Source organism: Marinobacter sp. ATCH36 (assembly GCF_023555055.1).
Lineage (GTDB): Bacteria > Pseudomonadota > Gammaproteobacteria > Pseudomonadales > Oleiphilaceae > Marinobacter.
On record NZ_JAMJPL010000001.1, the window covers coordinates 1,622,315 to 1,644,345 of the forward strand.

Consider the following 22,031-nt stretch of genomic DNA (forward strand, 5'->3'; position numbering starts at 1 on the left):
TATTAGGTTCATGCGCGCACTATCCCAAGTTAAACCGGCTTTACTTTTTCTACTGCTGGTCTGTACTTCCGCCACGGCAAGCCCCCTTGCCGACTCGGTGCTACGGGCGTCACCCATTGATGAGATTGTCGCTCAGTATCCGGCAATGATGAGCCAGGGTGTCCGTGAGGGCCTGAAACAGAGTGGCAGGGTTGAACCTTTCATCGCCAATACGATCGGTAATGTTGTCAGCAATTCGTTCAGTGTTGCGGAAATTCGCGCACAGGTGATTGAGGATCTGAACCAAGGGTTGAGTGACCAGCAACTGAATTCGGTACTAACCTGGTACGAAACACCACTGGCAGAGAAGATTGCCAGGGCAGAGGTTGCCGCGTCCAGGCCGGCAGTGTGGAAAGACGTGGAGGCCGCGGCAGCCGGCTTACAGGAAACCTATAAAGGCAGCGAGCGCGAGAAGCTCTTTGATCGGTTCGACAGTGCAGCCCGGGCCACCGAAAGTACGGTAGATACCACCGTTGCCGTTCAATTGGGCCTGGCCTCGGCCATGGCGGTCTTCAATGGCAGCAAGGGCCCCACTTTTGAGCAGCTGCAACAGAAAATCGAAAGCCAGAGGGGCATGTTGCAGGGCTTGGTCGCCCAGCAGGTCTACGTTGGCTACCTCTATACGTATCAGGAACTGAGCACGTCTGAATTAAAAGACTACATTGAGTTTCTCGAGAGTGACGCCGGGTCGGCGTTCACCCGGGTAGTTACTAACAGCATCCAGCGTTCAATTACCGACCCGGTGGAATCGGTGGGCAGCCAGTTGACGCGGTATTTCAATCCGCAATAAACCCCGTCAGGGTTTGAAATGCGGCCGGTTTGGGTCCAGTCTCCAGTAGATACCTTTCCTCCACTCGGAGACGACCCCCATGGACTTTAACGCCTACCAGAAAACACTGGCCAATGAACTGAGGGGGCGGGAGTGTCCCTTCCCCGAGGCTGAATACGATCAGCGGCTCGAACAACTCAGGGCCAAAATGGCTGCTGGCGAAGTCGGGGCGTTGTTACTGACAGACCCATCCGATCTTTTCTACCTGACGGGTTATAGTACCTTCGAGGTTTCTGTTCACGTGGCCCTGGTGGTTACTGCCCAATCCCTGACGTTACAGGTACCTTCCATTGAGACCGGTCCTGCCATGATTACCACGCGGGTTGATAACGTTATTGGTTATCGCTGGGAGGGGATTGGGGATGTGCTGGACCCGTTGTCGAAAGCCCTGAGTGGGCATGGCAAAACGGTGGGTATCGACTATTGGCACGGCTCTTTGCGCCAGGGTGTTGTCGAAGGGTTGAAACAGCGGCTGCCGGACGTCCGGTTTGTGGATGCATCCGCCATGCTCAAGGGTATCCGCATCGTGAAATCGCCCGCGGAAATAGATTGCCTGAGACAAAGCGCCCGCATTACCGGGCAGGGCATAGACGCCGCCGCATCAGCCATACAGCCCGGCATGACCGATAATGACATCGCAGCTGTGGGTGCCCAAGCACTGCTGGCGGGTGGCAGTGAATTCATGAGCATGCAGCCCATCGTAACCGTGGGGCAGCGAAGTAGCGTGATTCACACCAACCATAAACGTTGCAGGGTGGAAGATGGCGATACCGTGTTCCTGGAGTTCGGGGCTGTCTGGCAGCGCTATACGGCGCCGATGATGCGCACCGTTGTGGCGGGCGAACCCTTGCCCCGCATGCGCTCTGTTTTCGATGGCTGCCGTCGCGTGGTGGACGCCCTGCAGGCTGCCATGGTGCCGGGGAAATCCTTTGATTCCGCCGCAAGGGCCGCTGAGCAGGCCATGTCACCGTTGGCTGACGAAGTGTTTTTCTCCGGGGTGTTTGGCTATACCGTGGGGGCGCAGTTTCCGCCGTCCTGGGTGGAAGGGTCCGGCTTTATCGCTCGCGGTGAATCGGCGGTGTTTGAGCAGGGCATGGTCTTTCACTTGCCGATTTGCCTGCGAATCCCGGGGCAGTGGGGTATCGGCTGCAGTGATACAGTTCTGGTCGGCGAGCATGGAGCGGAACCGCTGACGTCCAATCCCTGGCGGCTGGACTGAGTTGCACGATCAATCAGTCAGTTTGTTGGGCGAAGCCTGGGGCCTGGTATCGAAATAGGTGTCGTAGCGGCCGTCGTCTTTGAACGCCTTCAGGCCCCGGTTGAAGGCCTTCCGAAGCCTGTCTGTATCCGGATCATCCGACGGGAACAGCAGGAAGCTCTGGTTTTCGGAAACAGGTTCAGGGTGATGAGTAATCTGTTGCGCCTCGTCCTGCCCCAGTTCCCGGCGCAGAATGTAGTAGCCGACGCTGATTTCTTCAGGAAAGGCATCAATGCGTTCGAACAACAGTCTGCGGAAATTGAGCTCGGTGGACGCCACCCACTCCACATTAAGGACCTCGTTTTCGACGGCCCTGTCGAAGTTCAACCCATAGCTGTAACCGATACTGCCCCCCAGTCGGAGGTCTGAAAGATCCGCCATACGATTCCACTGAACAGGGCTGTCCTTTCGGTGAAAAAGCACAAAGCGTTCGTTCATGACCGGGTCGCTGTAGATAAAGTCCTGCTCCCGGTCGGCAGCGTACATCCATATAGCGGTCGCATCATGTCTGCCTGCGGCTGCTTCGCGGTAAGCACGCTTCCAGGGCAGAAAGTGGAATTCCAACTCATAACCCTGTTCTGCAAAGATATCCCTGACCAGTCGGGCAACATTACCCTGGCCGGGCTCATCTTCAACGAAGAAAGGAGGCCAGTCACCAACGCTGATAGTCAGTTGCCGCTCCTTAACATCCGCGAGTGCAGAAGCCGACCAAAAGAACATCAGCGCAACCATTTGCGCAAATACTAACTTCATTCAAATGCCTGCAATGGGAACTGCACGATAGACGGAGGGCGTCATCCGTAATGCAATTGTTAACAATATTAGATCAAACAGGGTGATACGTCACTCCAGCCTGATTACACGCAGGTAGACGGTTTTCGGTTCCGTTAAACCTGAGGCAAAAAGCCCCAGCCGCCGGATTGACCCCATATCCATTTTTCGACTGGCAGGGGCGTTTCGGATCAGGTCCAGATCCAGCTGGAAGCTCCGTTCCCCGGGTGGCAGCACCAATCGTGTGTTGAAACGGTCGTTGTAGGCGTTGTCACCCAGATCATGTTCAAGGTCGTTGATTCGCAGCGTCATCCGCAGGGGGTGATCCTGTGGGTTGTACAGCACGATCACCAGGCGGTTGTATTCCCGCCAGTCACCCGGAAAATTGTCCAGGGATACGCCAGAATAGCGGCTGGTGGAAAGGGATATCTCCAGCTCACCTGAGGTGCTGTTGTTTGTGCTGCCGGAAGCAGCGGCGATTGGCCCTTTCCAGAATGGTGAAGCATCTGACTGGCTGAAATCATAGAGTGCCGGCAATAACTGGCTGACTTTGTATTGCTGAACGGCAACCTCTGCAGTGGCACCGACCTGGGCAACCAACAGTGCGCCGACGATGATTCGCAGAGACCAGGTGGTCAGCCGTGAATGTTGGACCTGCGGCGGCAAGGGTCGGGCAGCAAGAGCCACCCACGATCCAAGCAGATTGCGTAAGATGTCCTGCCAGTCTACCTGGCGGTTGACGCCATACTGAAGCAGCTCTATACCCAGGCCGAGCGCAAGTACCATAAGTGTGGACAGGCCCCACAGTGCCCAGCCGGTCCAGAAGCGCCAGGGTTGAATGGCTAACGTCAAAAGGGCAAAAAACAGGATATGCCCGAGGTTCCAGGCGGACTTGTACAGTGGGCCATCAGTCCATCCAGGGCCGCCAATAAAGAAAAAGGGTGTGATCAGGATCACGCCCGCAAAGGCCAGATATTGCCATATCCGTGCCTTGCGGGCGGGGAAGTCCGTTGGCAGGTGTGCGCCCATCAGCTCCGGCTGGTGACTTCCAGCAGGTGGTAGCCGAACTGGGTCTTCACCGGGCCGAGAACCTTGTTCACTTCGCCGCTGAACACCACCTTGTCGAATTCCGGAACCATCTGGCCTGGGCCGAAGGAACCCAGGTCACCGCCGTTACGGCCGGACGGGCAGGAAGAGTGCTGTTTTGCCACTTCCGCAAAGTCCTGGCCGCCTTCGATGGCCGCCTTCAGTTCTTCGCATTTTGCTTCGCTGTCTACCAGAATGTGGCGCGCTGTTGCCTGTGTCATGGGGTTTCCTTTGTAAAGAAGGTGCATTGGTAATACCGAGGCTGAAATGCTGCCCGGCCTCGGCCTCCGAGGCAAGCAGTTTTTATCCGTGTTTCTGCTGTCTCACGATTTCGGCCGCAAACCTGTACAATGCCCGCTTTTCTTAACCGGCCTGCGCCGGCAATCACTATTGATAGGCTTCCTTCTTGATTTCCACCGCGAACATTACCATGCAGTTCGGGGCCAAGCCCCTGTTTGAAAACGTCTCCGTCAAATTCGGCAACGGTAACCGCTATGGCCTGATTGGTGCCAACGGCAGCGGCAAGTCCACCTTCATGAAAATACTTGGCGGCGACCTGGAACCTTCCGCCGGCCAGGTCATGGTGGACCAGAACCAGCGACTGGGCAAACTGCGCCAGGACCAGTTCGCCTATGAAGACTGCACGGTTATCGATACCGTCATCATGGGCCACGAGGAGCTCTGGCGGGTGAAAGCAGAGCGGGACCGCATCTATTCGCAGGCGGAAATGACTGAGGAAGATGGCATGGCCGTGGCAGACCTGGAAGTCCAGTTTGCCGAAATGGACGGCTATACGGCGGATTCCCGTGCCGGGGAACTGCTGCTGGGCCTGGACATTCCCCTGGAACAGCACAATGGCCCGATGAGTGCGATCGCACCAGGCTGGAAGTTGCGTGTGTTGTTGGCGCAGGCGCTGTTTTCCGACCCCGATATCCTGCTGCTGGATGAGCCCACCAACCACCTGGACATCAACACTATCCGCTGGCTGGAAAGCGTACTGGTAGCACGGGACAGCACCATGATCATCATTTCCCACGACCGCCACTTCCTGAACAGTGTATGCACTCACATGGCGGATCTGGACTACGGAGAGCTGAGGCTGTTCCCGGGCAATTACGATGAATACATGACCGCTGCCACACAGGCCCGGGAGCGCATGCTGTCGGACAACGCCAAGAAGAAGGCCCAGATTGCGGAGCTGCAGCAGTTTGTCAGCCGTTTCTCTGCCAACGCCTCCAAGGCCAAGCAGGCGACGTCCCGGGCACGCCAGATTGATAAAATTCAACTTGAAGAGGTTAAACCGTCCAGCCGGGTCAGCCCGTTCATCCGTTTTGAACAGACCAAAAAGCTGCATCGTCAGGCCGTAACGCTTCATGGGTTTACCAAAGGATTCGAAAACGAGCCGCTGTTTGAAGATCTGGATCTTAAAATTGAAGCCGGCGAGCGCGTGGCGATTATCGGCCCCAACGGCATCGGCAAGACGACGTTGATGCAGTGCCTGGCCGGTAAAATGGTGCCGGACAGCGGCGAGGTAAAATGGACCGACAGTGCCCAGGTAGGGTACTACGCCCAGGACCATTCCGATGATTTCGCCAACGATATGACTCTGTCTGACTGGATGGCGCAGTGGACGCCGGATGGGGAGCAGATGGTTCGTGGCACCCTTGGCCGCATGCTTTTCTCGGGAGATGAAATCAGCAAGTCGGTCAAGGTGATTTCCGGCGGCGAGGAAGGCCGCATGTTGTTTGGCAAGCTGATTCTGCAGAAGCCGAATGTGCTGTTGATGGATGAACCCACCAACCACCTGGATATGGAGTCTATCGAGGCGCTGAACCTGGCGCTGGAAAACTACCCGGGAACGCTGATTTTTGTCAGCCATGACCGGGAGTTTGTGTCGTCACTGGCGACGCGCATTCTGGATCTTTCCGGGGGTGGCGTGACCGATTTCAGCGGCAGTTACGATGATTATCTGCGCAGCCAGGGCTACTACTGAGGTACGTTGTAGCATTGGTGCGAGCGCGAGCGGACAGGTCTTGCCAAAATATGCTGTGAATACATCCATGTACGCTCGGCTCCGCCATCCATGGCTACGCACGATTTTGGCAAGACCTGCCCGCTCGCTTTACGTGCCTCAGTGATTTCCAGCATCCATCCGCGTAATCAGATCGTTCACCGCATTGGCAAACTGTACCGGCGAGTCTTCCTGCAGGAAGTGGCCGCCGGTCAGGGTGGTGTGGGGCTGGTCTTTGGCGCCGGGAATGCGCCCCTGCATGTAGCGGTCGCCGCCGCGAGTAATGGGGTCGCCGTTGCTGAAGGTGGTCAGGAACGGCTTTTGCCACTGTTCCAGTACCTTCCAGGCAGCACGGTTCGCTTCGCTGGCGGGATCGTCGGGCTTCACCGGTACCAGTTTCGGGAAGGCGCGGGCGCCGGCCTTGTATTTTTTGCTTGGGAACGGGGCGTCATAGGCGCGGCGTTCGTCCGGCCCCAGGGTGCGGAAGCTGCCGGTGTTGATGATGCGGGCAATGGGAAACCAGGGGCTGTAAAGGGCAAAGTTCTTCCATAGCTGAAAAGCCTTCGGCACCGGTTGGTCGCCGGTTGGCAACATGCCATTGCCGACAACGATGGCACGGAAACGGTCCGGGTTCTCGGCAGCCAGGCGCAGGCCCAGTAACGAGCCCCAGTCCTGGCAGACCAGGGTAATGTCCTGAAGGCCGGTCTGGTCCAGGAAGGATTGCAGCCAGTCCATATGGCTCTGGTAACTGTAGGCGTTGATGTCGGTGGGCTTGTCGGACTTGCCAAAGCCGATCAGGTCCGGAGCGACCACGCGATGCCCCGCGGCGGCGCAGATGGGGATCATGTGGCGGTACAGGTAAGACCAGGACGGCTCTCCGTGCATCATCAGCACGGGTTTTGCGTTGGCGGGGCCTTCGTCCACGTAATGCATCCGCAGGCCATCAACTTCCAGGTAGTGGGGCTCGAAGGGGTAGTCGAGCAGGCGGTTGAAGCGTTCTTCCGGGGTGCGCAGTGCGTCCATTTTGCTTTCCTGTTTCGCCGATAGTTGTCGCAGAATTATTGTAAGCTTGCTTAACATAGCACAGACTCTGAGGAATCTGTGGGCCAGATCTGAAGTTCAAACCAGGAGATTTTTTGGATAAGTCAGTGATCGAAACAGCAACCCGGCAATGGCTGGAAGAGGTGGTGATCGGCCTGAACCTGTGCCCATTTGCCCGCAAGGAACTGGTCAATAACCGGATCCGTTTTGTGGTGTCATCGGCGGATTCGGAAGAGGCGCTGATAGCAGATTTGCAGGCGGAACTGAGGTTGCTTCATGAACACCTGGAAATCGAAACTACCCTATTGATTCACCCCGGCACCCTGACGGAATTCGATGACTACAACGACTTTCTGTCGGCCGCGGACGGGCTGCTTGAACTTCTGGAGCTTGACGGGGTTTACCAGGTTGCCAGCTTCCATCCGGATTACCGCTTTGCGGGCACCGGGCCGGAGGATGCGGAAAACTACACCAACCGCTCGCCTTTCCCAGTTCTGCATCTTCTGCGTGAATCCAGCGTGGCCGGGGCGGTGGACAGCCACCCGAACCCGGATTCGATCCCTGAACGCAACATTGCGCTGATGAAACAGCTTGGTGCCGAAGAGTTGTTTCAGACGCTTTCGCGGATCCAGTCGACCAGTACAGATAGTTAGAAAACAGACCATGACAGACGGGGTTTTCCGGATCTGTACCGGTCGAAATACCAGCGAAGTGAATCTGTAACCATTGCGAAAAACCGTTCAGGATGAACAGGCTGATAACAGCGCAAGAGGGGGAACAGCCATGACTACTGCACAGGTTTATTCGTCGACTCAAAAGGGATTTCTTTGCTCTTCACCACTTGCGGCCGCGAAACCGGTACACCCGGTCGGAAGAGTGCGCAGTGCGGGCATGGCGGTTTCTTTCGTGGGGTTTTTGACGCAGATGATCCAGACCCGTCGCACCCGGGGGCAGCTTGCCCGGCTGGACGCGCACCTGTTGGCTGACATCGGCGTGAGCCAAGCACAGCGACAGGAGGAACTGCGTAAGCCGTTCTGGAAAACACGCGCAAGCGGTTCTTGAGCGCAATGTAGATTCTAAAAGTCAGCCCTGCCGCTTGGGTGTGTTTTCCGGTGATGCCTATTGGCAGGACCCTGTGCGCTCCTTAAAGTAGGGTGGTGTTTAAACAAGTGAGAGTTTGATGTCTGCAATCCACCAGCCCGCTAAAGGCGTTACCATGCCCGCCGATGATCGCCCTCTGGTGTTACATAAACCGGAGGAGGCCGGTGCCATGCTGGCAGAGTTCATCCACCGGCATCCTGGCCTGATGATACTGACCGGTGCTGGCGTCAGTACCGCCTCTGGCATTCCGGATTATCGGGATGGCGAGGGTGCCTGGAAACGCAAGCAACCGGTACAGCATCGGGATTTCATGGCCAGCGCGGAGGTGCGGCAGCGTTACTGGGGCCGCAGCCTCATTGGCTGGCCGGTGATACGGAATGCCCGGCCCAACACCGCTCATCGTCATATTGCCGAACTGGAGTTACGCAATCACAGCCGCCTGGTGGTGACCCAGAATGTGGATCGGTTGCATCAGCAGGCCGGTAGTCGTTCGGTGACGGATTTGCACGGCAGGGCAGATGAAGTCATCTGTATGAGCTGTGGTTACCGTTGCAAGCGGGATGAAGTGCATGAACGCTGTGCGGATATGAACCCGGAATTTGAACAATACACAGCAGGCGCCGCACCGGATGGCGATGCGGATCTTGAAGTGGATTTCTCCCGGTTCAGAATTGCCGACTGTCCGCGTTGCGACGGTATTCTCAAGCCGGATGTGGTGTTTTTCGGGGATTATGTACCCAAGGATCGTGTGTACTCGGCGTTGGACACCCTCAAAGCCAGCGACGGCCTGTTGGTGATCGGTTCGTCGCTGATGGTGTATTCAGGCCTCCGCTTCTGCCGTTACGCCCGGGAATGGGGCAAACCCATGGCGACACTGAACCTGGGCCGTACCCGCGCCGATTCAGTAGTGGACCTTAAAATCAACGCAGAGATCAGCGAGAGCCTGGCAGCAACCCTCGGCCAGCTCTGATGCTTCGGCAACTACCTATACGCATCTGGTGGCGATTTCATTAGCTTGCTTAGATGAACGCCAGTACATATTCCTACCAATTCAAGCCCGAAAAAGTCCGTGCTGAGTTTTTCCGGCTCTTACCCATCTCATTCTTCGTGGTGGCATTCGGTGCTGCCTTCGGTTTGGCGGCGGTGCAAAAAGGGCTGGAACCCCTGCAGGCCATACTGATGAGCTTCACTGTGTTTGCCGGCGCGTCGCAATTTGCTGCCGTGGATATGTGGGGCAGCGAAGTTTCCCTGATTCCATTGATTGCCGTGGTGTTTGCCATCAACTCCCGTCACCTGCTGATGGGGGCTTCGTTATACCCCATGCTCCGGGACATGCCTCCTGGCCGCCGTTACGGCCTGCTCCTGTTCCTGACAGATGCCAACTGGGCAGTGTCGGCTCAGGAATACCAGAGCGGCAAACGCAACCTGGAGGTCATTCTGGGAGGTGGGCTCGTCCTCTGGCTGGCGTGGATCTTTGGAACCTGGCTGGGTGTCTACTTTGGCGGGTTGCTGCAGAACCCGAAATCCCTGGGCCTGGATATGGTACTGGGCTGCTTCTTGCTATCCATGGCACTGGGCGGTAACAAAACACCCCGGACGCTGGTCGCCTGGACGATCGCCGCAGCCTCCTCACTGGCGGCCTGGAAATGGTTGCCACCCAACACTCACGTGGTAGTCGGCGCGCTCGCCGGCGGCGCAATCGGCTTCTTCTGGCTGGAAAAGAAACCCACTGACACCGGGCAGGCCGTTGCCGAAGACGGAGGCTCGTCATGACGATTGAAACCACCACTGCCGGCATCCTGGCCCTGATTGCCGTAATGACCGTTGTCACCATCGCGACGCGCTTCGGCGGCGTATTCCTGATGTCCTTCGTAACCATCAATCCTCGTATCGAGAGCTTCATCAACACCATGGCCAGCTCGGTGTTGATCGCCATCATCGTTCCAATGGCGTTCAGTGGAGACGCTGGCTCAGTGGCTGCTCTACTCGTAACAGCTGTCATTATGCTGGCAACCAGGAAGCCTTTGCCCGCCATTGCAGCAGGCATCGCTGCCGCGGGATTGGTGCGCTTCGCAGGTTTCACTGTACTGTAGCGCCAACCGCCAAAGCAGGGCGGAGCAGGCAAGGCCTCCCAAAAATGTGCGGAGCCATGGATGGCGGAGCCCAAGCGTACAAGGACGTATTCAAAGTGTTTTTTGGGAGGCCTTGCCTGCTCCGACCGTCTCAATGGCACTGGTTTCAGGCGCTGAAAGCGTAGATTCGGGCATGGGGTTGGTATTGCGTAAGGCCAGCTCGCCGATTCCCGGTAGTTTGATGCCGAGCCCCAGTGGGTTAACGCCCAAAGACAGGCCCAGAATGTTCAATTCCAGCCCCTCGCGCACGCCCGCCAGTATTCCGAAGTAACCGCCGAGAGAAAACTGGTAACCAGTACCACCGGGAACCTCAGAGACAATACCATCGCCCAGGTAGTCCTTACCGATGGCATGGTTGGGCAGGGCAACGTCCATTTCCGGAATCTGGCGGATGACCCAGGCGACAAAGGTATTGCTGTTGGGGCCTGGCCAGGCCTCGTATTCCGTGGGGTAGGGATACTCTTTGATAACATCGCCAAGCTGCTCAATAATCCGCTCGGCCTGCTCACCCCGAAAATCCGCGATCAATTTTGGTTGCGCTCCAAACCATGCGCGGTCCGGGTCGTCAGGCCGGGACTGGACCACATAGTGCCGCCAGCCGGTTACCTCGTGCACGTAGTAACTATTGGCGCCAGTTTCCTTGGTGCTGATCCATGTATGCAAAGAAAAATAGCCGCGCCAGTTAAAGGCACGGGCGCCGTAGACCTGAACCACTGCCGCCTGTTCCTGTTGCGGAATTGGGGCGATGCCCGAGCTGGAGCGGTCTGCCGTTCGCCAACTGCCTGAATCCTGGAGGCCTGCACACGCAGCCAGAAGAAGCGGGCCTGCAAGTAATAACGACAATGTCAGCGCGACACCTATAAAACAGCGTTTAATCTTTCTCATCGTGTCCCGGTGTAGGTGGAGGATAGTGACCAGTTTACGACACAGAAAATCTCAGAGTTCAATTGAGCGGAAAAGTTCCTGCATTGAAATTTCCCGGGTGTTTGCTGGCCCCAGTTTACTGGTATAGGCTGAAAATACAGGTATTGAAAAGAGTTTGCCTGAAATTGGCGGCCATACCGACAGGAGGTGTCATGTCCGACCATCATGTTTACAAGAAGGTGGAAGTGGTTGGTTCCTCGACAAAAAGTATCGAGGATGCTATTGAAAATGCGATTGCCGAATGCAGCAAGAACCTTCGGAATATTGAATGGTTTGAAGTACAGGAAACACGTGGCCATGTTGCTGATGGAAAAGTCGGACACTACCAGGTCGTCCTTAAAATTGGCTTCCGGATAGAGGGAAGCTGACATTCGGTAATGTGAACGAACATCTACATCTGGTAAAACCATGGGAGGTAGTCTTATGGGTACTGGGCCAAACGCTCTGTTACTGGTTGATGTTCAGAACGACTTCTGTGAAGGCGGCAGTCTGGCTGTTCCGGGCAGTGACGAGATCTTTCCAGCTATCAATCAGTGGATCAGCAAGGCACAAGACGCAGGGTGGCCAATTTTCGCCAGCCGTGACTGGCATACGGTTGATCACGTGAGTTTTCAGGATCGCGGTGGCCCCTGGCCGGTTCACTGTGTTCAGGATACTCACGGGGCTGAATTTCATCCGAAAATGGAGTTGCCTGATTCTGCGATACGAGTCAGCAAGGGAACGGCTTTCGATACCGACGCCTACTCCGCATTTGATGGCACTCAACTGGACAACTTCCTTCGGCGCCACGGCATCCATCGCCTGTTTGTCGCCGGCCTGGCGCTTGATGTCTGCGTTCGGGCGACCGTAAAGGATGCGTTGAAACTCGGTTTTGAAGTCGAGCTCATTTGTGACGGAACCCGTGCCGTTGAGGCAGATGAAGCGCCGGCAGTCCTTGAACAACTGAAACAGGAGGGCGCTGACCTGTGCTGACGCAACCCCCGCTTGTCAGACAGGGTGACCTGTCATTGATGGTCGACCTGTATGAACTGGCCATGGCCCAGGCGTACTGGTCGGAGGGCATGGATGAAACAGCTGTGTTCAGCCTGTTCTTTCGTGAACTCCCGAAAAACCGGAATTTTGTTCTTGCCTGCGGGCAGCAGAGCGTTGTTTCCGTTATTGAGGCACTGAGGTTTACCGACGAACACATTGAGCGCCTGGATTCCCTCAACCGGTTTCAGCCGGAGTTCCTGGCCTGGCTGCGGGATTTCCGGTTCAGCGGCTCGGTTTATTCGGTTGCGGAGGGTACGCCTCTGTTTCCCCAGGAGCCCCTGTTAGAGATCGAAGGGCCGATCGCCGAGGTGCAGTTGCTGGAAAGCCTGGTAATGAATTACGTGCATCTGGAGTCTGTGCTGGCTACCAAAGCTGTACGGCTGACATTCGCGGCTGAAGGGCGGCCAGTGGTTGATTTCGGCATGCGCAGGACTCACGGGCTGGATGCCGCTCACCGAGCTGTAAGGGCCTATCGCCTGGCGGGCCTGACAGGCACCAGCAATGTCCTGGCGGGTCTGGATTTCAATATGCCCGTCTATGGCACCATGGCACACAGCTTTGTGCAGGCGTGCGCCGATGAAATGGATGCATTCCGGGTATATGCCAATCTTTATCCGGGCACAACCTTGCTGGTCGACACCTACGATACCCGCATTGCAGTCAGACGAATCATCAGTTGGCTGAAAGATGACCCGGAGGCCAGTATCAGCGGTATTCGCCTTGATTCCGGGGACCTTGCTGCGGAAGCCCTGGATTGCCGGAAGATGCTGGATGAAGCCGGTCTGACAGACGTAAAAATAATGGCAAGCGGTGGCCTGGATGAGTACAAGATCGCCGATCTTGTCTCTTCGGGAGCGCCCATCGACGGTTTTGGAGTGGGTACGGCAATTGGCGTGTCGAACGATGATCCGGCGCTGGAACTTGCCTTCAAGCTGACCGAATACGCCAGCCTTCCGCGCATGAAGAATTCTCCGGGTAAGCAGTCATTTCCCGGGCCGAAACAGATATACCGGCGCCTGGGGCCCGATGGCCGCATCGTTGAGGATGTTGTTGCGGGCAGGGATGAGGTGTTTGATGGTAATCCCTTGCTGAAAGCGGTGATGAAGCAGGGACAGGTTATTGAAAGCGCCATTGGCTCACTGGATAACCAGGTTGCTACAGCGCGCAATGCCATTGATACCCTGCCCAGGCGGTTTCTTTCCCTCGAGCCAATCGGGGAGGCGCCCACCGTGATCAGTGACTTTCTGAGGGCATTGCAGCGGGATACTCTGGAAAAGGTCAGGAGGGGGCGGGAACCCAACTCGGGTTGAAGTTATCGGAGCATCCTCTGCCGGATGGCCTTAACCAGCTGATCGAGCATTTCCCTGGACTGTCCGTCGTAAAGCATGCGGAACTTTTCTTTTTGTACCGCCTTTTCGTGGTTCGAACTGGAGGACAGGGAGTCCTTGCTCAAGTCCATGAAGTGACAGGCGGCCAGGTGGGCCTTTATGTGGTTATCGATCAGTTGAGTGATCAGTTCATCGATGTCGCCATGGCAGAAGGGACGTACCCGATTTAAAGATTTGCGGGCTTCCAGCGCGGCGTTGCGTGCCTCGAGACGCAGCTCTCCGGCGTGCTCATCAGTCTCTACAGCCCGAAGAAACATACCCAGTTTGTCGTGAAGTGACCAGACAAGCGGCCATATTACCTCGTAAGCAGCTTTCTCTGCGGAAAATCGTTCACTGGCGGTAATGTCACTGCTCCCGGCCGCGCCAGGGCCATTGAACTGCGATACCCGCATTTCATCCATGTCCTGCCACAGACTGTCGACCCGCTGTTTCAACGCATCGTTGTGCTCTGACAGCCTGCGCCGGGCGGCGGTTCCGGACAATATGGCGATGATTGCCACGATCAGTGCTGCCCCGGCAATCAGAAGAACAAGGTGGTCATTGTTTAGAAGTTCGGAAAGATAGTCCGATTCCATGGCTGCACGCTCCGTAAAATGTCAGTAAGTGCCTTAACTCTGCTACTGATCCGGCTCGACTTGCCTGAAAGGCAAAGCGTCCAGGGCGTCCTCAGCATAGGCAGTGACATGCTCCGCCTCTTCCTGCGTGAACCTGGCAATGGCCTCACGGAAACCGGGGTGCAATATTCCATGCCAGGAGTGAGTTATTACCGGCTCAAACCCCCGAACCAGCTTATGCTCTCCCTGGGCACCGGCGTCGAATCGTGTCAGTGCGTGTTGAATGGCCAGCTCGATCCCCTGATAGTAACAGGTTTCAAAATGCAGATGGTCGAATTCCTCCAGGCAGCCCCAATAGCGGCCATAGAGGGTATCTCCACCATCGAGAAACAGGGCTCCGGCAATCATCTGTTCATCCTTGACCGCCATGATGATATGGAGCTGCTCTGGTTGTCTTTCCCGCAACTGGTGAAAGAAGTCACTGTTCAGGTAAGGCCGTTGCCCACGTTTCAGGTACGTGGCCTGATAGAACACGTAAAATGCCGAAAGAACGTGAGCGGGCATATCCTTGCCTGAAAAATGCCGGAATGAAATGCCCTGATCTGCTACCTGTCTTCGTTCCTTGCGGATGGACTTACGTTTTCGCGATGTCAGACTGGCGAGAAAGTCATCAAACGTTTTATAGCCATGGTTATACCAGTGGAACTGGCAGCCGATACGATGAAGCGTCCCCTCCATATCCAGCAGCTCCTGGTCCCTGCGGTCCGGAAACAGCAGATGCCAGGAATGGGCATCGAGGCCTTCAGTGACCGAGTCCAGCGCCTGGTGGATTCGCTCTGGCGTCATCCAGTCACGAAGCTTTTCCGAGAACAATAATCGCTGCCCCTGGCAAGGGGTAAAAGGTATAGCAATCAGAAGTTTAGGATAGTAATTCATGCCGTAACGCTGATAGGCATCCGCCCAGGCCCAGTCGAAAACGTATTCACCCATGGAATGAGTTTTCAGGTACGCGGGAGCGACGCCGGCGAGCTGGTCGTCCAGGTAGAACATCAGATGGGATGGCGTCCAGCCCGTGGCGGCGGTTGTGCAGCCGGACTCTTCCAGTGAAAGCAGGAAGTCGTAGTGCAGAAACGGGTTGTCCGTTCCGCTGAACTGGTGCCAGTCGTCTGCGTTAATATCACTGATGGACCGGGCGCTACGGATTTTAAGTTCAGGCGTGCCGGATTCAGGCATGGTCGGGGAGTCTCCGTGGTTTATTCCTACCATACGCCAGAATCCTCCAGATGATCACCATGTAAAGGTTATGCAAAGAAAAATGATACAAAACAGGGTTCTTGCACTGGCGTGATAGACTGCTGTCTGTAACAACGGAGGATTGCCATGCAGAACCGGGTGCTGTTGGTTGAAGACGACGAGGAGCTGCGGGAGCTGCTGTCCCGATACCTTTCCAATCAGGGTTTTGCCGTGCGAGAGGCAGCCAACGGCCAGGATGGACTGTCGCTGGCCATGGGCCAGCATTGCGATATTGTTGTGCTGGATATCATGCTGCCGGATATCAGCGGGCTGGAAGTCTTGCGCCAGCTGCGGGCGAAAACCCATCTCCCCGTTGTCCTGCTGACGGCTCGCGGCGACGAGACTGACCGGATTGTTGGTTTTGAAGTTGGCGCGGACGACTACATTCCCAAGCCCTGTAATCCAAGGGAGCTTATTGCCCGGCTGCAGGCGTTGCTGAGGCGGGTAGCCTGGGATCAGGAAGTGGGGCTGGATGAGTCAAGGATCTATGGTGATCTGAGAGTCGAGCCTGTGCACCGGCGGATCTACCAGAACGATTCCGCGCTGGACCTGACCGCCACCGAGTACGAAGTTCTGCAAGTGCTGCTGGCCCATGCTGGCAGTGTGGTGCGCAAAACGGACCTCATGCAGTGGGCACTGGGGCGGCGGCTGGAAGCCTATGACCGGACATTGGATATGCATATCAGCAACTTGCGTAAAAAGCTGGGTAATGACGACCCTCCCCGTATCGAGACTGTTCGGGGTCTGGGCTATAGCTATCGGGTGCCGATATGAGCGGCGGGCTCAGGTTTCCTCTGTTCTGGCGGATCTTCGTTTTCATCTGGCTTGCCATGGCCCTGACGATGGTCGTTGGCAGCCTGGTCACTTATACCCTGAAAGATCGTGAGCGGCAGGCCATTGAGCGCCAGGCAGGTTTGCAGGAGCTTGCCATGGAAGCCCTGGCCGTACGAGAAAACCAGGGCCGGGGCGATGCCTGGCGCTTTCTCAAAGAAAAAGGCAGTGATCTGGATCTGCACTTGTTCCTGATTGAGGCTGACCATAATGATGGCAGCCTGCCGGAGTCCATTCGTGAGCGTATGGAATCCGTCGGCTGGTATCGACAGCGCCCCGCGGTGATTGAAGTGGCAGAGGGCTATCGACTGGTTGCCTGGCCACGCCTGAATGGCGAGGCATGGCTGAACCCCCGGGTTTATCAGTGGGTGGAGCTGGCCCTGGCTTTCGTCATCATTACCCTCGCTTGCGCCTGGGTTGCCCGCCTGGTTTCGCGACCTTTGAGGCAGATGGAATTGACAGCGCGGGCGATTGCCGGCGGTGATAATTCCTTGCGGGTGGGTGATCGCATTACCAGGCGCAGGGATGAAGTGGGCGCGTTGGCAACGGCTTTTAACGCAATGACGGAACAGTTGTGCGGTTTGCTGGATCGTCAGACGCATTTGCTCAGGGATATCTCCCACGATCTTCGCACGCCGCTGATGCGTCAGCGTGTTGCTATCGAACTGGCCAGTGAGGGGGGCTTGGACGAAGACCTGATGGCCTCAATCCTGCGCCAGAACGAACGTCTTGAAGCGATGACCTCCCAGATTCTGACGCTTTACCGGGTTTCGGAGCAGGGCGAGGATATCGAACGCGAAGCTGTCCAGCCAATCCGGGTAATTAATGAAGTACTCCAGGATGCTGCCGATTACGCCGAGCACCGGGGAGTGGACTGCCATCTGACCGTTGGCCCGGAGTGCCGGAATGCGTCTGTATTGGGCGATAAGGGGCTGCTGCAACGGGCATTTGACAATGTTGTTCAGAATGCCCTCGATCACACGCCGCCAGGCAAAGACGTGCACATAGTATTGCGGGGAGAGCAGCGACATCTGTTACTCGAAATACGTGATGAGGGGCCAGGGGTGCCAGACGAGGTGCTCCCGCACCTGTTTGAGCCTTTCTATCGGGCAGATCGCTCCCGGGGTGGGAAGGGTTGGGGGCTTGGTCTCGCCATTACCCGTGACATTGTGGCTATTCACGACGGCCAGATTGAAGCCTTTAACGCTGAACCCGGTGGCCTGGTGGTGTTGCTGCGGTTTCCCATTTTCACCGGAGAAAATTGAGTTCTGCGCATTTTGTGATGCCAGGGGAATGGATTACAGTTTCGACAATCAGGGAACGTTTACCGAAACTCCGAACGTCTACTGTGCGTATACTGGGATATAAACGGCATTAAAGAGAGGCAGTTGTCATCATGAGAATTTTCCTTGTTTCGCTGTTGGTGCTGGCATTGACCGGATGTGCCAGTAACGTGGTAACAGATTACGATTCCGGCACGGTCTTCGGTAATTATGCATCCTGGGCTTTTGCACCACAGGGTGACGGTGAGAGTTTTACGTCCCTTGATGGCGGCCGCATTGAGAGAGCCGTGGAGCGAGAGCTTAACCGCAAATCCATGCGTAAGGTCGAGCAGAATGAAGCAGACCTGCTTGTCGCCTGGCAGATAGTCGAGGAAGAGCGTCTGGAGCGCACCGGTGTTGGCCTCGGTTTTGGTTTTGGCACTGGTAACTTTGGCTGGGGGCTGGCTTCGGCGCCACCGGTCCGGGAGATCGAGGAGGGCAAACTGGTTGTGGAACTGGTCGACACGGACACCGACCGCGTTGTCTGGCGCGCAGCTAGCCGCCGGTACCTGAACGAAAACCAGTCGTCCGAGTCAAGGCGCAAGCTGATCGATGAAATTGTTGCGGATATGTTTGAAAAGTATCCTCCCGGAGTTTGAAGCAACGGGTAGATCCTGAAATCAATAAGAGGGCGTTATGAAGAATCGTTCTGGTGGGCTGGTTTTTTCCACGGAACAGGGGCGTATGTGCCCCGGCTGTCGACAACCCGTTGATGATTGTGTTTGCGGGGCGGCGGCATGCCCCACAGGGGACGGCATTGTACGCGTAAGCCGTGAAACCAAGGGTCGCAAGGGCAAGGGTGTCACCCTGGTCACCGGTATTCCCCTTGACGAAAAGGAACTGAAGGCCTTCGCCAAGGTTCTCAAAGCCCGTTGTGGAACCGGTGGTACCGTCAAGGACGGCGTGGTGGAGATTCAGGGTGACCAGCGGGATACGCTGGTACCGCTGCTTCAGGAAAAAGGCTGGACGGTGAAAAAGGCCGGTGGCTGACCGTTAACCTCCCTCCCGAAAAGTGTCAAATCAAGAGAGGACATGAATGCATATACTGGTGCTCGGTGCGGGCGTTATTGGTGTCACAACCGCATGGTATTTGAGGCAGCAGGGATATGACGTTACCGTTATAGACCGGCAGAGTAATGCAGGGGCCGAAACCAGTTTTGCCAATGGTGGGCAGATCTCGGTATCCCACGCCGAACCCTGGGCTAATCCCGCCGCACCATTAAAAGTGCTCAAGTGGCTTGCCCGCTCCGACGCACCACTGCTGTTCCGCCCTCGCATGGATCCTGCCCAATGGCGTTGGGCCATCGCATTTTTGCGGGAATGTTCGTCTGCCAGAGCTGCTCACAACATACGGCAGGTGGTGCGTCTTGGCACCTACAGCCGTGAGTGTTTACAGGCACTGCGTAAGAGTACCGGAATCGAATACGATCACCTCGAAAAGGGTATTCTGCACTTCTACACCAACCCCAGGGAGTTCGAATCAGCTCTGAAGCCGGCTCAAATCATGCGGGAACTTGGGTGTAACCGCCAGGTGATTGATGCGGACCGCGCGGTTGAACTGGAGCCTGCGCTTTCGCCGGTCAAACACCGGATTGCCGGGGCAACCTATACCTCGGAAGACGAGTCTGGTGATGCCCGTCGGTTTACCCAGGCACTTGCCAGCAAAGCACAGGAAGCTGGCGTGGAGTTCCTGTTCGGGACAGAAATTCTCGGTTTCGAGAATACTTGGGACAGAGTACTCGGCGTGAACGTCATCCGTGAAGGCAAGCATCAGACCCTGCGAGCGGGCCGTTATGTGCTCTGTCTGGGCAGTTTCAGTGGCATCCTGGCCCGGAGGCTTGGCCTGTCCCTCAACATCTACCCTGCAAAAGGCTACTCCATAACCGTGCCAGTCAGGAATGAGGATGCTGCCTTCAGTGTCAGTCTCATTGATGACGAATATAAACTGGTCTTCTCTCGACTTGGTGACCGCATCCGCGTTGCAGGCACAGCGGAATTGAGCGGCTATAGCCGGGAACTCAATCTTACCCGGTGCCGGGCCATCGTCCGGCGCACAACCGAACTCATGCCAGAGGCTGCTCACTGGGAACAATCGGAGTTCTGGGCCGGGCTGCGGCCGTCAACCCCTTCCAACGTGCCCTATATCGGGAAAAGTCATTTTGGCAATCTGTATCTGAACACTGGTCACGGAACCCTGGGATGGACCCATTCCTGTGGTTCTGCGGCTGCTTTGGCGGATATTGTGGCAGGACGTAAGCCAGACGTAGACTTCGCTTTCACCGGGCTCTAGGGGTCTGTGGTCAGAGGCGAGCGCCCCACATGCCAGCAGGGAATGTGGGGCGGACGATCAGAGAGGTTTACTTCAACTGATCCCGGATCAGTTTCTTGTTGATCTTGCCAACACTGGTTTTTGGGATATCGTCAACGAAGTCAATCTGGTTGGGTATGGCCCACTTGTTGATTTCGCCGGAATCCACAAACTGCTTGAGATGGGTCTGAATATCCTCGAGAGTTGCTTCCTCACCGGGTTTTAAAGTCACCATAGCGTGAGGGCGCTCACCCCATTTCTCGTCCGGTACACCCACTACGGCGGCGCCGTCAACAGCCGGGTGTTGGCTTATCAGATTTTCCAGATCAAGAGATGATAGCCACTCACCGCCGGTTTTGATGACATCCTTGATACGGTCTTTAATAGTGAGGGTGTGGTCAGGTTCCATACTGGCGACATCACCGGTGTGCAGCCAGCCACCTTGCCATAGTTCCTCACCTTTTTCGGGCTGTTTGAAATAACCCTGTGTCAGCCACGGAGCGCGGGCAACAACTTCGCCTTTGGCCTCGCCATCATGGGGAAGGGGATTGCCGTCCGGGTCCACTATTTCAAGTTCCACCATTGGTACAGCAACGCCGGTTTTCACCCTGATGGCAGTCTGCTGCTCCAGAGGCAGCTCCATATCTTCCGGCTTGAGATGCGAGGCACTCAGCAACGGGCAGGTTTCAGACATGCCGTAAGCGGTGTACATCTTGATTCCGAGCTTTGCCCCTGCATCGCAAAGACCCTTTGTCAGTGCGCTACCGCCGATAAGCACGTGCCAGTTGCTGAGGTCGGCTGTTTTGATGGATTCGGTGCCCATCATCATCTGCATAATGGTTGGTACGCAGTGTGAAAAGGTGACCTTATGTTCCTTCAAAAGATCGACGAGCAGCTCTGGCTCATATCGACCAGGGTATACCTGTTTTACGCCCAGCATTGTAGCGGCGTAGGGCACGCCCCAGGCATGAACGTGAAACATTGGCGTCAAGGGCATGTAAACGGATGAGGAGCGGAGTAGCGGCATCTCATCGAACGCGGCAGTGACACCGGTCATGGTCAGGGTGTGCAGCACCAGCTGCCGATGGCTGAAGTACACGCCTTTCGGATTGCCTGTGGTGCCGGTGGTATAGAAAGTGGTCGCTACGCTGTTTTCGTCAAAATCCGGAAAGTCGAACTGATTGTCAGCTTTGGCCAGCAAGGCTTCGTATTCACCGATCGCATCGACAGGCGCAGCTTTTGCTGTATCGCTGTCAGTCAGTTGAATCCAGGTTTTGACGGTTTTGATGTCGTCTTTCACGCCTTCGATGATCGGAAGGAAGTCGTCGTGTACCAGTACCACATCGTCTTCGGCGTGGTTCATGGTGTAGACAATCTGCTCTGGAGAGAGGCGAACGTTGATGGTGTGCAGAATGGCACCAATCATCGGTACGGCAAAGAAGCATTCCAGGTATCGAGGCGTGTCCCAGTCCATAACCGCAACAGTATCACCGGGTTTGACGCCGGCATCGGTCAGGGCGTTAGCCAGGCGGTGGATGCGATCTACAAGATCGGTATAGGTGTACTTGCTGCGATTGCCGTAAACGATTTCCTGGTCCGGATTATAGCGCGGGCCGGAAAGCAGGAGTTGCTTGATCAGCAGTGGATACTGATAGGCGTTATCTGCTGGTGCCAGGATGCGGGTCTGTGCCATAACTCGGTACCTCTTTCTCAATTGTTTAATTTATAACGAGAAGGGACTAAATTTGACACAGTTTTACGCTGACGGAAACCTTTGTGGATCAAAAAAATTACTGATCTTCAGGCTTACTCGTAGGTGCAGAGGTAGGCGGTGTCAATGTCGGTTCTGGCTTTGAAACTGGCCTGTCCGGCTACCTCGAAAAATTCACCGGAACCGTAGGTCATCCACTCTTCCATGCCTGGCAAAAGCACGGTGAGGGCGCCACTGATGACGGTCATGGTTTCCTTCTTGTTCGTGCCGAATTCATATTCGCCCGGGCTGATCACGCCCACTGTTGCTGGCAGTGTGGAGGTTTGAAAGGCAATCGATTTGGCCTTGCCGTCAAAATATTCGTTTACTTTCAACATGAAGGTGTCTCCTCAAAAATTGG

25 protein-coding genes are annotated in these 22,031 nt (G+C 56.0%); 16 read left to right on the plus strand and 9 right to left on the minus strand.

Features of this window, described 5'->3' with window-relative positions; all coding sequences use genetic code 11:
* Positions 1-10 precede the first annotated feature (10 nt).
* Together M8010_RS07445 and M8010_RS07450 are read left to right on the plus strand one after the other, a co-directional pair.
* Entirely contained in the window at positions 11-829 is an 819-nt protein-coding gene (locus tag M8010_RS07445) for a DUF2059 domain-containing protein (RefSeq protein ID WP_250089984.1), read from the plus strand.
* A gap of 79 nt (positions 830-908) precedes the next feature.
* Complete coding sequence (locus M8010_RS07450; protein WP_250089985.1) at positions 909-2,087, plus strand: M24 family metallopeptidase; 1,179 nt, start codon at positions 909-911, stop codon at positions 2,085-2,087.
* Between the two features lie 9 nt (positions 2,088-2,096).
* Here M8010_RS07450 and M8010_RS07455 read toward each other — a convergent pair whose 3' ends face one another.
* The 3 genes from M8010_RS07455 to M8010_RS07465 all read right to left on the minus strand — a co-directional run bounded on the left by M8010_RS07455 (position 2,097) and on the right by M8010_RS07465 (position 4,231).
* Positions 2,097-2,879 (minus strand): substrate-binding periplasmic protein, encoded by a 783-nt coding sequence (locus M8010_RS07455; RefSeq protein WP_250089986.1) that lies wholly within the window; start codon positions 2,877-2,879, stop codon positions 2,097-2,099.
* 90 nt (positions 2,880-2,969) lie between these two features.
* On the minus strand, positions 2,970-3,926 hold the full coding sequence (locus M8010_RS07460) for a succinyl-CoA synthetase subunit beta (protein ID WP_250089987.1): 957 nt from the start codon (positions 3,924-3,926) through the stop codon (positions 2,970-2,972).
* Positions 3,926-4,231 carry a peptidylprolyl isomerase gene (locus M8010_RS07465; protein ID WP_284047948.1) on the minus strand — a complete coding sequence of 102 codons (306 nt, stop codon included), beginning with the start codon at positions 4,229-4,231 and terminating at the stop codon, positions 3,926-3,928. Before M8010_RS07465 ends, M8010_RS07460 begins: the two co-directional genes overlap by 1 nt.
* A 158-nt stretch (positions 4,232-4,389) precedes the next feature.
* On the opposite strand from M8010_RS07465, the gene M8010_RS07470 reads away from it, so the two are divergent.
* The gene (locus M8010_RS07470; protein ID WP_250089989.1) at positions 4,390-5,976 is read left to right on the plus strand and encodes an ABC-F family ATPase; all 1,587 of its coding nucleotides are present in this window, start codon (positions 4,390-4,392) and stop codon (positions 5,974-5,976) included.
* A gap of 138 nt (positions 5,977-6,114) precedes the next feature.
* Here the strand turns inward: M8010_RS07470 and M8010_RS07475 are convergent, their stop codons facing one another.
* On the minus strand, positions 6,115-7,017 hold the full coding sequence (locus tag M8010_RS07475) for a haloalkane dehalogenase (RefSeq protein ID WP_250089990.1): 903 nt from the start codon (positions 7,015-7,017) through the stop codon (positions 6,115-6,117).
* Between the two features lie 113 nt (positions 7,018-7,130).
* Here M8010_RS07475 and M8010_RS07480 point away from each other — a divergent pair, with 113 nt between their 5' ends.
* From M8010_RS07480 to M8010_RS07500, 5 genes are all read left to right on the plus strand, one after another.
* Positions 7,131-7,688 (plus strand): DUF1415 domain-containing protein, encoded by a 558-nt coding sequence (locus M8010_RS07480; protein WP_250089991.1) that lies wholly within the window; start codon positions 7,131-7,133, stop codon positions 7,686-7,688.
* Positions 7,689-7,926: 238 nt separating this feature from the next.
* Positions 7,927-8,097: a DUF1127 domain-containing protein gene (locus M8010_RS07485; RefSeq protein ID WP_502846205.1), complete on the plus strand. Its 171-nt coding sequence runs from the start codon at positions 7,927-7,929 to the stop codon at positions 8,095-8,097.
* A 154-nt stretch (positions 8,098-8,251) separates the two neighbouring features.
* The gene (locus tag M8010_RS07490; RefSeq protein ID WP_250090155.1) at positions 8,252-9,106 is read left to right on the plus strand and encodes an NAD-dependent protein deacetylase; all 855 of its coding nucleotides are present in this window, start codon (positions 8,252-8,254) and stop codon (positions 9,104-9,106) included.
* 53 nt (positions 9,107-9,159) lie between these two features.
* On the plus strand, positions 9,160-9,909 hold the full coding sequence (locus tag M8010_RS07495; protein ID WP_250089994.1) for an AzlC family ABC transporter permease: 750 nt from the start codon (positions 9,160-9,162) through the stop codon (positions 9,907-9,909).
* Complete coding sequence (locus tag M8010_RS07500) at positions 9,906-10,229, plus strand: AzlD family protein (protein ID WP_250089996.1); 324 nt, start codon at positions 9,906-9,908, stop codon at positions 10,227-10,229. Before M8010_RS07495 ends, M8010_RS07500 begins: the two co-directional genes overlap by 4 nt.
* A gap of 90 nt (positions 10,230-10,319) precedes the next feature.
* Here M8010_RS07500 and M8010_RS07505 read toward each other — a convergent pair whose 3' ends face one another.
* Positions 10,320-11,153 carry a DUF3750 domain-containing protein gene (locus M8010_RS07505; protein WP_250089997.1) on the minus strand — a complete coding sequence of 278 codons (834 nt, stop codon included), beginning with the start codon at positions 11,151-11,153 and terminating at the stop codon, positions 10,320-10,322.
* A gap of 191 nt (positions 11,154-11,344) precedes the next feature.
* Here M8010_RS07505 and M8010_RS07510 point away from each other — a divergent pair, with 191 nt between their 5' ends.
* The 3 genes from M8010_RS07510 to M8010_RS07520 are packed head-to-tail and all read left to right on the plus strand — an operon-like array spanning position 11,345 to position 13,534.
* The gene (locus M8010_RS07510) at positions 11,345-11,560 is read left to right on the plus strand and encodes a dodecin (protein ID WP_250089998.1); all 216 of its coding nucleotides are present in this window, start codon (positions 11,345-11,347) and stop codon (positions 11,558-11,560) included.
* Between the two features lie 55 nt (positions 11,561-11,615).
* The gene (locus M8010_RS07515; RefSeq protein WP_250089999.1) at positions 11,616-12,164 is read left to right on the plus strand and encodes an isochorismatase family protein; all 549 of its coding nucleotides are present in this window, start codon (positions 11,616-11,618) and stop codon (positions 12,162-12,164) included.
* The gene (locus M8010_RS07520) at positions 12,158-13,534 is read left to right on the plus strand and encodes a nicotinate phosphoribosyltransferase (protein WP_250090000.1); all 1,377 of its coding nucleotides are present in this window, start codon (positions 12,158-12,160) and stop codon (positions 13,532-13,534) included. The genes M8010_RS07515 and M8010_RS07520 overlap by 7 nt, the downstream gene beginning before the upstream one ends.
* 2 nt (positions 13,535-13,536) lie before the next feature.
* On the opposite strand, the gene M8010_RS07525 is transcribed toward M8010_RS07520, so the two are convergent.
* Both M8010_RS07525 and M8010_RS07530 read right to left on the minus strand, forming a co-directional pair.
* A complete protein-coding gene (locus tag M8010_RS07525) occupies positions 13,537-14,187 on the minus strand; it encodes a hypothetical protein (RefSeq protein WP_250090001.1) in 651 nt (216 codons plus the stop codon).
* A gap of 42 nt (positions 14,188-14,229) precedes the next feature.
* Entirely contained in the window at positions 14,230-15,399 is a 1,170-nt protein-coding gene (locus M8010_RS07530) for a GNAT family N-acetyltransferase (protein ID WP_250090002.1), read from the minus strand.
* A gap of 147 nt (positions 15,400-15,546) precedes the next feature.
* Here M8010_RS07530 and M8010_RS07535 point away from each other — a divergent pair, with 147 nt between their 5' ends.
* From M8010_RS07535 to M8010_RS07555, 5 genes are all read left to right on the plus strand, one after another.
* Positions 15,547-16,233, plus strand: a complete 687-nt coding sequence (locus M8010_RS07535) for a response regulator transcription factor (protein ID WP_250090003.1) — start codon at positions 15,547-15,549, stop codon at positions 16,231-16,233.
* On the plus strand, positions 16,230-17,555 hold the full coding sequence (locus M8010_RS07540; protein ID WP_250090004.1) for a sensor histidine kinase: 1,326 nt from the start codon (positions 16,230-16,232) through the stop codon (positions 17,553-17,555). The genes M8010_RS07535 and M8010_RS07540 overlap by 4 nt, the downstream gene beginning before the upstream one ends.
* Positions 17,556-17,686: 131 nt before the next feature.
* Positions 17,687-18,211: a DUF4136 domain-containing protein gene (locus tag M8010_RS07545; RefSeq protein ID WP_250090005.1), complete on the plus strand. Its 525-nt coding sequence runs from the start codon at positions 17,687-17,689 to the stop codon at positions 18,209-18,211.
* 37 nt (positions 18,212-18,248) lie between these two features.
* Positions 18,249-18,602 (plus strand): translation initiation factor Sui1, encoded by a 354-nt coding sequence (locus M8010_RS07550; protein ID WP_250090006.1) that lies wholly within the window; start codon positions 18,249-18,251, stop codon positions 18,600-18,602.
* A 46-nt stretch (positions 18,603-18,648) separates the two neighbouring features.
* Complete coding sequence (locus M8010_RS07555; protein WP_250090007.1) at positions 18,649-19,902, plus strand: D-amino acid dehydrogenase; 1,254 nt, start codon at positions 18,649-18,651, stop codon at positions 19,900-19,902.
* Between the two features lie 67 nt (positions 19,903-19,969).
* Here M8010_RS07555 and M8010_RS07560 read toward each other — a convergent pair whose 3' ends face one another.
* The gene (locus tag M8010_RS07560) at positions 19,970-21,613 is read right to left on the minus strand and encodes a fatty acid--CoA ligase (RefSeq protein ID WP_250090008.1); all 1,644 of its coding nucleotides are present in this window, start codon (positions 21,611-21,613) and stop codon (positions 19,970-19,972) included.
* A gap of 113 nt (positions 21,614-21,726) precedes the next feature.
* Entirely contained in the window at positions 21,727-22,008 is a 282-nt protein-coding gene (ppnP, locus tag M8010_RS07565; protein ID WP_250090010.1) for a pyrimidine/purine nucleoside phosphorylase, read from the minus strand.
* Positions 22,009-22,031: the final 23 nt, after the last annotated feature.

What these genes read in the sequence shown, in the direction of transcription:
- M8010_RS07530 (WP_250090002.1), bottom strand. Translation starts at nt 15,399, where the DNA reads ATGCCTGAATCCGGCACGCCTGAACTTAAAATCCGTAGCGCCCGGTCC.
- M8010_RS07475 (WP_250089990.1), bottom strand. Translation starts at nt 7,017, where the DNA reads ATGGACGCACTGCGCACCCCGGAAGAACGCTTCAACCGCCTGCTCGAC.
- M8010_RS07490 (WP_250090155.1), top strand. Translation starts at nt 8,252, where the DNA reads ATGCCCGCCGATGATCGCCCTCTGGTGTTACATAAACCGGAGGAGGCC.
- M8010_RS07505 (WP_250089997.1), bottom strand. Translation starts at nt 11,153, where the DNA reads ATGAGAAAGATTAAACGCTGTTTTATAGGTGTCGCGCTGACATTGTCG.
- M8010_RS07535 (WP_250090003.1), top strand. Translation starts at nt 15,547, where the DNA reads ATGCAGAACCGGGTGCTGTTGGTTGAAGACGACGAGGAGCTGCGGGAG.
- M8010_RS07555 (WP_250090007.1), top strand. Translation starts at nt 18,649, where the DNA reads ATGCATATACTGGTGCTCGGTGCGGGCGTTATTGGTGTCACAACCGCA.
- M8010_RS07545 (WP_250090005.1), top strand. Translation starts at nt 17,687, where the DNA reads ATGAGAATTTTCCTTGTTTCGCTGTTGGTGCTGGCATTGACCGGATGT.
- M8010_RS07560 (WP_250090008.1), bottom strand. Translation starts at nt 21,613, where the DNA reads ATGGCACAGACCCGCATCCTGGCACCAGCAGATAACGCCTATCAGTAT.
- M8010_RS07550 (WP_250090006.1), top strand. Translation starts at nt 18,249, where the DNA reads ATGAAGAATCGTTCTGGTGGGCTGGTTTTTTCCACGGAACAGGGGCGT.
- M8010_RS07450 (WP_250089985.1), top strand. Translation starts at nt 909, where the DNA reads ATGGACTTTAACGCCTACCAGAAAACACTGGCCAATGAACTGAGGGGG.
- ppnP (WP_250090010.1), bottom strand. Translation starts at nt 22,008, where the DNA reads ATGTTGAAAGTAAACGAATATTTTGACGGCAAGGCCAAATCGATTGCC.
- M8010_RS07460 (WP_250089987.1), bottom strand. Translation starts at nt 3,926, where the DNA reads ATGGGCGCACACCTGCCAACGGACTTCCCCGCCCGCAAGGCACGGATA.
- M8010_RS07465 (WP_284047948.1), bottom strand. Translation starts at nt 4,231, where the DNA reads ATGCACCTTCTTTACAAAGGAAACCCCATGACACAGGCAACAGCGCGC.
- M8010_RS07445 (WP_250089984.1), top strand. Translation starts at nt 11, where the DNA reads ATGCGCGCACTATCCCAAGTTAAACCGGCTTTACTTTTTCTACTGCTG.
- M8010_RS07525 (WP_250090001.1), bottom strand. Translation starts at nt 14,187, where the DNA reads ATGGAATCGGACTATCTTTCCGAACTTCTAAACAATGACCACCTTGTT.
- M8010_RS07540 (WP_250090004.1), top strand. Translation starts at nt 16,230, where the DNA reads ATGAGCGGCGGGCTCAGGTTTCCTCTGTTCTGGCGGATCTTCGTTTTC.
- M8010_RS07495 (WP_250089994.1), top strand. Translation starts at nt 9,160, where the DNA reads ATGAACGCCAGTACATATTCCTACCAATTCAAGCCCGAAAAAGTCCGT.
- M8010_RS07500 (WP_250089996.1), top strand. Translation starts at nt 9,906, where the DNA reads ATGACGATTGAAACCACCACTGCCGGCATCCTGGCCCTGATTGCCGTA.
- M8010_RS07515 (WP_250089999.1), top strand. Translation starts at nt 11,616, where the DNA reads ATGGGTACTGGGCCAAACGCTCTGTTACTGGTTGATGTTCAGAACGAC.
- M8010_RS07485 (WP_502846205.1), top strand. Translation starts at nt 7,927, where the DNA reads ATGGCGGTTTCTTTCGTGGGGTTTTTGACGCAGATGATCCAGACCCGT.
- M8010_RS07455 (WP_250089986.1), bottom strand. Translation starts at nt 2,879, where the DNA reads ATGAAGTTAGTATTTGCGCAAATGGTTGCGCTGATGTTCTTTTGGTCG.
- M8010_RS07510 (WP_250089998.1), top strand. Translation starts at nt 11,345, where the DNA reads ATGTCCGACCATCATGTTTACAAGAAGGTGGAAGTGGTTGGTTCCTCG.